The organism is Methylorubrum zatmanii (assembly GCF_014845115.1).
Taxonomy (GTDB): domain Bacteria; phylum Pseudomonadota; class Alphaproteobacteria; order Rhizobiales; family Beijerinckiaceae; genus Methylobacterium; species Methylobacterium zatmanii.
This window is the reverse complement of sequence record NZ_NKUI01000147.1, coordinates 1-7,537: the sequence shown is the minus strand read 5'-3', so window position 1 is coordinate 7,537 and position 7,537 is coordinate 1. Positions and strand designations below refer to the sequence as shown.

Here is a 7,537-nt window from a genome sequence, read left to right as displayed (position 1 = left end):
CGGGCCATCCATAAAGGGGCTCATGGTGTCCGAAGGCCTAATCGTCCGGCCGGTCCATCCATCGGATCAAGGGCATCAGCGGGAAGATCCAGGCGATGCCGAGGATCGAATAGATCACCGTCTGAACCGCGGGATGCGTTTCCGAAATGCGACTGTCGGCAAGCGCCATGGCCAGCGGCGCATAGACGATCACGAAGGCCAGGATACCGAAGGTTCCGAGCAGGGTGCGCGTGCGGCGGCGCATGGGGCCGGGCTCTCTCGTAGCGGGAAGGCGCGCCCGTTCCGGGCCGAGAAGGGTCGTACCGGTCCCCATCCTCCCCCGCAACGCCGGGCGGCTGCGTCATACGCCGCGTTGCGCGTCGACGGTCGCATCCCGTAAGCCCGACCCGGCCGTTTTCCCAGCCGCCAAACTTGGCATCCGAGACCATGAGACTTTCAAAAGCTCCGCCCGCCGACCGCTTCGACGCCGTGCCGGCGGCCTCCAGCCGCCCCGGCCGGGGCGCGGTGCGTGCGTGGCTCTACCTGCTGGCCGTGCTCGTGGTGGCCATGGTCGCGGTCGGCGGCGCCACCCGGCTCACCGGTTCGGGGCTCTCGATCACCGAATGGCGGCCGGTCACCGGCGCGATCCCGCCCCTGAACGCCGCCGATTGGGCGGCCGAGTTCGACAAGTATCGCGACACGCCGCAATTCCGGATCCTCAACCAGGGCATCGCCCTCGACGACTTCAAGACGCTCTACTGGTGGGAATGGGGCCATCGCCTGCTCGGGCGGATCGTCGGCCTCGTGTTCTTCCTGCCCTTCGCGTGGTTCTGGTGGCGCGGCTGGCTCGGGCGCCGGCTGCTGCTCGGGCTCCTCGGTCTCGGCCTGCTCGGTGGGCTCCAGGGGGCGATCGGCTGGATCATGGTCGCCTCGGGCCTCCAGCCGGGCATGACGGCGGTGGCGCCGCTCAAGCTCGCCCTCCACCTCACCACCGCGAGCCTGATCCTCGCCGGCCTCGTCTGGCTCGCCGCCGGCACGCGGGCGCGGGCACTCGCCCCCGCGCCCGGATCGGTGCGGATCGTCGCCGGCCTGCTGCCGGCCCTGGTGCTGGTGCAGATCTGGCTCGGCGGGCTGGTGGCCGGCTCCAAGGCGGGGCTGCTCTACAACACGTGGCCGGACATGGACGGCATGATCGTGCCGCCCGCCCGCCTGCTGTTCGACAAGGTGCCCCTGATCGAGAACTTCGTCGACAACCTCGCCCTGGTGCAGCTCAACCATCGCCTGTTCGCCTATCTCGTCGTGCTGGTGGCCCTCGCCCACGCCATCCAGGCCGCCCTTCGCCTGCCGGGCAGCGGCGCCGCCGGGCGGGCGAAGGGGGTCGCCGCCCTCGCCCTGGCACAGATGGGCCTCGGCATCGCGACGCTGCTGCTGCAGGTGCCGCTCTGGGCGGGGCTCGCGCATCAGGTCTTCGCCATGGCGGTGCTCGTCATGGCGACGGTCCATGCCCGCCTCAGCTTCGGCGTGCGGGCCGCATCGGCCCCGGCCGGCGGCGACGTGCCGATCGGGCTGGAGACGCTGGCGGGACGCGGGGCCTGAGGTCGCCGCTTCCATCGTCATGTGGCGCGAAACCTGCTCCCGGGCTCCCGGGGACCGGGTCACGAAACCGTCGCCATCCATCCCGATCCTGAGCCCGCCAGCGGCAGCGGACGGCGCCGCAGCATAGAAAACGGCTTATCTTGCGGCGCAAAAGATGGAGGACAGTTGCCGACGGCGAATTTTTTAGTGGAGGGCGGGCGCATCGGTAGTTCAGCAATGGAACGACCCGCATCTGTTTAGAATTAGATACCTCGCCAACACAGGAGCAGAGGATGTTTCTGGCAGAGGACGGACGCCCGCTCGCGATGACCTGGAACTACACGCCCAGCGAGCTGCGGGCGGATGGTGCGGTCCATATCGCCGGTGTCGTTCTCGGCTGCCTCGGGGCGGTTTGCTTGGTCGTCACGGCGGCCTTGACCCATCTCGGCTGGATCGAGCGCGCCTCTCTGCTGATTTACGCCACCGCGATGGTGGCGATGCTCGGTGCATCCGCCGCCTACAACATGTGGCCGGTCAGCCCGCGCAAATGGATCCTGCGCCGGTTCGACCACGCCTTCATCTACCTGATGATCGCCGGCACCTACACGCCGGTGGTGGCGTTGGTGGGGTCCGGCCCCGTCGCCTGGAGCCTGCTCGCCCTGATCTGGACGGTGGCTTTGGCCGGCATCGCCATCAAGATCCTGATGCCGGGCCGCTGGGACCGGGTCTCGATCGTGCTCTACCTGATGCTGGGCTGGAGCGGCGTGCTCGCCTACGAATCGGTGATCTCGGGGCTCAGCCCCTCCGCCCTGTGGCTGCTCGCCATCGGCGGCATGCTCTACTCGGTCGGCGTGGTGTTCCATGTCTGGCGCAGCCTGCCGTTCCAGAACGCGATCTGGCACGGCTTCGTCCTGGCCGCGACCGCCTGCCATTACGGAACGATCATGGCGAGCGTGCTGAACGCGGGGGCATGAGCCGAGCTCCTCCCTCCTTCCAGAGGCGAACCGTCAGGCCGGCTCGGACACGCTGTTGCCTTCGCCGAGACAGTCGGAGGCGCGCTCCACCGCGCTGATCGCGTCGAGCAGGTGCTGCACGCTGCGCTCCACCTCGCCGCGAGGCCGGTCCATATGCGCCGCCCGCGCCACCAGCCCTTCGAGCTGATCCAGCACGTCCAGAAGGTCGCTTGCCACGGCAGCCACGTCGCAGCCGGCGCGAGCCGGTGTCGCGGGTTTGGGCCGGCGGAAAGGGATGATCGTGCTCATCGCCATCGTGTGTCGCCAAAAGCGGCATGCGTGGCCACCCGTCGAACGGGCGTCATCCACATCCAAGCCGCCGTTGAGGCTCGCCAAAGGAGCATTGCCGCTGCAATTGGTGAGTTTTTCGTCGAAACAGTGGCTCGGATCCGCGGCAACCGGTCAAGCTTCATAGGCTCGATAGCCGGATTCGCTCGAATCGGGAACGGTCTTCTCCGAATCGGCAGATCTTCGGCCCTGCATTGACAAGGGCGGCGGCGAAGCAGAGGTTGGAATTGTTCCGAGGGGGGCCCCATGCCGGGGCTGAGAGTGGGCAAGCGCCCTGACCCTTGAACCTGATCCGGCTCGTACCGGCGGAGGGACGGGAACCTGCGGCCGCTGCTCATGGCAGCAACGGCCTTCCGCACCATCGTCGGGACCACGGGTCGCCTCCAACGCCAGGAGCGACAGCGATGAACGCACCCGTCCGTCCCAAAGATCTCCCCAACGGCAATCCCGCCAGTGTCACCACCGGGCCGATCCAGGGCTCGCGCAAGGTCTATGACGCGGCTCCCGGCCGCCCCGATATCCGCGTGCCCTACCGCGAGATCGCCCTCTCCGACCCGAAGGAGGCGCCTGTGCGGGTCTACGATCCGTCCGGCCCTTATACCGAGATCGATGCCGGCATCGATCTGGAGAAGGGCCTGCCCACGGCGCGCGAACCCTGGATCGCCCGGCGCGGCTACGCGGCGGTGAAGCCCCGCGAAGTGAAGCCGGAGGATAACGGCTTCGCCTCCGCCGACAAGCTCGTCGCCCCGTGCCCGGCTGAGCGCACGATCCGGCGGGCCGAACCGGGCCAGATGGTGACGCAGTACGAGTTCGCCAGGGCCGGCATCGTCACCGAGGAGATGATCTACGTCGCCCACCGCGAGAACGCCTGCCGCGCCGAGATGCTGAAGAGCGCGGAGGCCGCGCTCGCCGACGGCCAGAACTTCGGGGCCGCGATCCCGCCCTTCATCACGCCGGACTTCGTGCGCGAGGAGGTGGCCCGGGGCCGCGCCATCATCCCGGCCAACATCAACCATCTCGAACTCGAGCCGATGGCGATCGGCCGCAACTTCCTGGTGAAGATCAACGCCAATATCGGCAATTCCGCCGTGACGTCTTCCGCCGCTGAGGAAGTCGAAAAACTGGTCTGGTCGATCCGCTGGGGCGCGGACACCGTCATGGATCTCTCCACCGGCCGCAACATCCACAACATCCGCTCGTGGATCGTGCGCAACTCCCCCGTGCCGATCGGCACCGTGCCGATCTACCAGGCGCTGGAGAAGGTCGGCGGCGATCCGCTCAAGCTCGATTGGGAGGTGTTCAAGGATACCCTGATCGAGCAGGCCGAGCAGGGCATCGACTACTTCACGATCCATGCCGGCGTGCGCCTCGCCCACGTGCCCCTCACCGCCCGGCGCACCACCGGCATCGTCTCCCGCGGCGGCTCGATCATGGCCCGCTGGTGCCTCGCCGGGCACCGCGAATCGTTCCTCTACGAGCGGTTCGACGAGATCTGCGACATCATGCGGGCCTACGACGTGTCGTTCTCCCTGGGCGATGGCCTGCGCCCCGGCTCCATCGCCGATGCCAACGACGCGGCCCAGTTCGCCGAACTGGAGACCCTCGGCGAGCTCACCCAGATCGCCTGGGACAAGGGTTGCCAAGTGATGATCGAGGGCCCCGGCCACGTGCCGATGCACAAGATCAAGGTCAACATGGAGAAGCAGCTGCGCGAATGCGGCGAGGCGCCGTTCTACACCCTCGGCCCGCTCACCACCGACATCGCCCCCGGCTACGACCACATCACCTCCGGCATCGGCGCGGCGATGATCGGCTGGTTCGGCTGCGCCATGCTCTGCTACGTCACGCCGAAGGAGCATCTGGGGCTCCCCAACCGCGACGACGTGAAGACCGGCGTCATCACCTACAAGATCGCCGCCCACGCCGCCGACCTCGCCAAGGGCCACCCCGCCGCGCAGCTGCGCGACGACGCGCTCTCTCGCGCCCGGTTCGACTTCCGCTGGGAGGATCAGTTCAACCTCTCCCTCGACCCGGACACGGCGCGCTCGTTCCACGACGAGACCCTGCCCAAGGACGCGCACAAGGTGGCGCATTTCTGCTCGATGTGCGGGCCGAAATTCTGTTCGATGAAGATCACGCAGGATCTGCGCGCCGACGTGCTCGCCATGGAGGAGGCCGGCGTGGTGCTCGGCGAGGCCAAACCCCTCTCCGAGGAGGAGCGCCGGGCCGGCATGGCGGCGAAGTCGCAGGAATTCCTGGAGGAGGGCGGCAAGCTCTACGTCGACGCCGCCGAGTAAGGCCTCACACGACTCCCGGCCGCTCCGCCGGCCGCTCCGGCGGATCGGGAGCCGCCAGCCCGTCCGTTTCGGCCCGCCGCACCACCTCAGGCCGGTGCGGCGGGCCTTTTTGCGCAGATCTTTCGCTCAAAATCTTCAGACAATCTTCACGGACCGGTCAGGCTCACCGCCATTCCCGGGGGACAAGGCCGGAGCGTTAAGAGTTCGGTAGCGACGCGGGCAATCTTCTAGGGACCGGTCCCCGCGCCGAATGTCCGGAGGAATGCAGCCATGGATCCGATCAGGCCTGCGGCCTCGATCTCGCCCGTCTCCACGTCGCCGATCATGCCCCTGCGCCCCCTCTCGGACGGGGCGCGGAACGAGGCGCAGACCTCCCGGACGCTCGACCCCGCCGTGTCCCTCGACGTCAAACCCGAGGCGGCGGAGACGAAGCTGCCGGATGCGGAGCGGCGCGCCTATGTCCGCGACGCGGACAGCCAGAGCCTCGTCTTCCGCGTCACCGATTCCCAGACCGGGGAGGTGGTGATGCAGATCCCCGACGAGATCATCCTCAAGGCCCGGGCCTATGCGCGGGAAGCCTCCGTCTCGACGGGCGAGCGAATCGCCAAGACCGCTTGAGCAGGATCGCCCGACGGCTTCGGCCTGTCCTGCTTCCTTGCGTGGCTGCCCAGGTCGCAGCATTGCCCGGACAGGTCTCGCCGCCGAAGCGCGCCTGATCCGGCATTCACTTGACCGAAGCGGGCTCCGTCTCGGCCACCCGCACGCGGCTTTTGGCCGAGATCCGCCTCTTCACGTCTCTCCACCAGTCCTAGAGCGCTCTCCGCCGAAGTGGACGCCGGTTCGGTGCAAGAGAGCGCGTCGAAACAAAGACTTAGAGCCGATCGCAACGCGGCCGGGATCGGCTCTAAGCGCCCGGTCCGGGATCGCCCTGAAGGCCGGCGGCGATGTGGTTGTTGAGCGTCACCAGCGATTCGATCTTCTGCGGGGTGGGCTCGATCATCGTTTCGAGGATCGTGCGGAAGACGTAGGCCGAGAGCTGCGCCATGCCGTTGCGCACCTCGATCGGCAGCGGGCTGTTCGGTTCGGTCGCGGCTGAGGCCAGGATCGTCCAGACGCGCTGATTGAAGACCAGAGCCTCGTTGAGAGCGGGCCCCGTGGTCACCTCGGCGCCGAGGGACTGCAAGCGGCCGGCGGCCTTGAGCAGAACGGCAGCCTCGGCCTCCCGAGGGGAGAGCGCCACGCGTGCCACCTTCGCGTAGGCATTGGCCCCATAGTGCATCGTCCGCGTCCTTTCCGCACCGTCTGCGACTCACAGCGCGGGACCGTGGCATGCGCTTTGTTAAAAGCCGGTATGCGAAACCTCCGCCGCATTGGCGCCCCGAAAGGGGAGGAGTGCTTCGCCGTGGTCAGTTTGCGCCGCACCGGGTCCGGAACCCGATTCACATGACGAACTTCTTTCTCGGCCTCATCGCGGGCTGCATCATCGCCGGCGTCGCCACCATCACCGCCGCCCGGCATCCGGCAGTTCAACTGCGGCTCGGCCTGGTGCCACCCGCGCAGGCCGCCATCGCGCCGCCCCCTCGCATCGAGACGCCGCGCTGCCCGGCGGCGCCGGTCGCGGCGTCGGTCGGCAAGCCGGAGATGCTGTTCTCCCGCAGCCGCCTGTGGTCGATCGCGCCCTGATACGGCGTCCCGGCAAGTCCCTGCCGCACCGCAGCGGGACCTGTCCTCGTAGCCAATCCGGTCGATCCCTTCGGGATGGGAGATTGGGGCTTCACTCGAACGCCGCGCGGGCTTGCCGAGACGCACCCCGCTCCGATCAAGCGGATTCCGTCTCAGACGCTGCTGCCGAGGAGCAGCATCACCATCGTCGTCGCGACGGTGCAGCCGAGGAAACCGCACAGGGCCGCGGCGAAGGAGGGGCCGGTCCGCATCTCGGAAGCCAGCGGACGGGCAGGGGTCTCGGTGACGATCATGGCGAAGCCTCGGGCGAAGGGATCGATATCGTTAAGGTGAACGTGCGCCTTACGGCGACGCTTGGCGGTGCGGGACCGCACCCGGACCCCTGACGGGACCCGGCCGGCCGTGACGGCATCGTCGAGGAAGGAGCGCTAGGCGCCCGTCAGTCGCAGCGGTTCACACGCTTGGCGACGCGCAACTCCCGCAGCTCGCTGCGCAGGTCGATTGCCACGATGTCGGCTCCGCAATCCTCGAAGGCATCCTGTGCCTCGTGGTAGCGGTCGCCGATCTCGTCCAGCGTATCGCAGACCCGGTCATGGTTGCCGAGCCGGGCCTCCTGGCGCGCCTGATAGCGCAGGGCGCTGGCCGCACCGGGCTGCCTCGATGCCCGCCGCAAGATTCAGGAGGCCAGCGCCCTGCGCTATC

9 protein-coding genes, 1 pseudogene and 1 riboswitch are annotated in these 7,537 nt (G+C 68.2%); of the genes and pseudogenes, 5 read left to right on the top strand and 5 right to left on the bottom strand.

What is annotated here, in order from left to right; all coding sequences use genetic code 11:
• Window positions 1-37: 37 nt before the first annotated feature.
• Window positions 38-244, bottom strand: coding sequence for a DUF2842 domain-containing protein (locus MZTS_RS17650; protein ID WP_009863569.1), 207 nt, complete (start codon window positions 242-244; stop codon window positions 38-40).
• 182 nt (window positions 245-426) lie between these two features.
• On the opposite strand from MZTS_RS17650, the gene MZTS_RS17645 reads away from it, so the two are divergent.
• Together MZTS_RS17645 and trhA are read left to right on the top strand one after the other, a co-directional pair.
• Entirely contained in the window at window positions 427-1,575 is a 1,149-nt protein-coding gene (locus MZTS_RS17645; RefSeq protein ID WP_192284820.1) for a COX15/CtaA family protein, read from the top strand.
• Window positions 1,576-1,847: 272 nt separating this feature from the next.
• On the top strand, window positions 1,848-2,528 hold the full coding sequence (trhA, locus tag MZTS_RS17640) for a PAQR family membrane homeostasis protein TrhA (protein ID WP_192284819.1): 681 nt from the start codon (window positions 1,848-1,850) through the stop codon (window positions 2,526-2,528).
• Between the two features lie 33 nt (window positions 2,529-2,561).
• Here the strand turns inward: trhA and MZTS_RS17635 are convergent, their stop codons facing one another.
• The gene (locus tag MZTS_RS17635) at window positions 2,562-2,822 is read right to left on the bottom strand and encodes a hypothetical protein (protein WP_192284818.1); all 261 of its coding nucleotides are present in this window, start codon (window positions 2,820-2,822) and stop codon (window positions 2,562-2,564) included.
• Window positions 2,823-3,080: 258 nt separating this feature from the next.
• Window positions 3,081-3,186: riboswitch (TPP riboswitch) on the top strand.
• A gap of 73 nt (window positions 3,187-3,259) precedes the next feature.
• Here MZTS_RS17635 and thiC point away from each other — a divergent pair.
• Entirely contained in the window at window positions 3,260-5,152 is a 1,893-nt protein-coding gene (gene thiC, locus MZTS_RS17630; protein ID WP_192284817.1) for a phosphomethylpyrimidine synthase ThiC, read from the top strand.
• Window positions 5,153-5,422: 270 nt separating this feature from the next.
• On the top strand, window positions 5,423-5,770 hold the full coding sequence (locus MZTS_RS17625) for a flagellar protein FlaG (protein WP_192284816.1): 348 nt from the start codon (window positions 5,423-5,425) through the stop codon (window positions 5,768-5,770).
• A gap of 286 nt (window positions 5,771-6,056) precedes the next feature.
• Here the strand turns inward: MZTS_RS17625 and MZTS_RS17620 are convergent, their stop codons facing one another.
• Window positions 6,057-6,431, bottom strand: coding sequence for a flagellar biosynthesis regulator FlaF (locus MZTS_RS17620; RefSeq protein WP_192284815.1), 375 nt, complete (start codon window positions 6,429-6,431; stop codon window positions 6,057-6,059).
• 164 nt (window positions 6,432-6,595) lie between these two features.
• On the opposite strand from MZTS_RS17620, the gene MZTS_RS17615 reads away from it, so the two are divergent.
• Entirely contained in the window at window positions 6,596-6,835 is a 240-nt protein-coding gene (locus tag MZTS_RS17615) for a hypothetical protein (protein WP_009861253.1), read from the top strand.
• Window positions 6,836-6,987: 152 nt separating this feature from the next.
• Here MZTS_RS17615 and MZTS_RS17610 read toward each other — a convergent pair whose 3' ends face one another.
• Both MZTS_RS17610 and MZTS_RS17605 read right to left on the bottom strand, forming a co-directional pair.
• Complete coding sequence (locus tag MZTS_RS17610) at window positions 6,988-7,128, bottom strand: hypothetical protein (protein WP_192284814.1); 141 nt, start codon at window positions 7,126-7,128, stop codon at window positions 6,988-6,990.
• A 146-nt stretch (window positions 7,129-7,274) separates the two neighbouring features.
• A pseudogene (locus MZTS_RS17605) lies at window positions 7,275-7,478 on the bottom strand (hypothetical protein); the annotation flags it as partial.
• Between the last annotated feature and the right edge of the window lie 59 nt (window positions 7,479-7,537).